Genomic DNA, 384 nt, shown 5'->3' with positions numbered 1-384 from the left:
GTCTCCGGCGAGGCCAGCAGGTTCTGAGAAAATGCCGAGGCAAGCCGCCGCTGGCGCGTCTCAAGAAGCTCGCGAATGAACGGGATGGCGTGCGAGGCAAGATCGGGAGCCTTAAGCAGGCTTTCGGCACGTTGCTCAGAGGCGAGCCGCTGCTCCTCGCGGGTCGTCGTCGCTAGGCCTTCGAGACCTTCGGCAGGCGAACCCTGCGATTTCTCGAAATACTTGGAAACGACGTCCTCGACACTATCCTGCACGACCATTCGCCTTCAAACAAGCGCCGTCCGGCAACGGCTATTCCATCGGCAGCGGCGCCTGCGGGCTCCATCCTGCCGAGCATTTGACTGACTTGAGCGATCCTGCGATCGGACATGCCATGTCTCGCCG

General features: G+C 62.0%; 1 protein-coding gene. It reads right to left on the bottom strand.

The genetic code is table 11. The features are described from left to right. Positions 1 to 260, bottom strand: a 260-nt coding sequence (locus tag AC1D0P_RS31550) for a hypothetical protein (RefSeq protein ID WP_477680326.1), incomplete at its 3' end; no start/stop codon positions are given. Between the last annotated feature and the right edge of the window lie 124 nt (positions 261 to 384).

The organism is Polaromonas sp. P1_G2, from assembly GCF_056405515.1.
The sequence above is the reverse complement of the archived record's forward strand: the minus strand, read 5'-3'. Positions and strand labels throughout refer to the sequence as shown.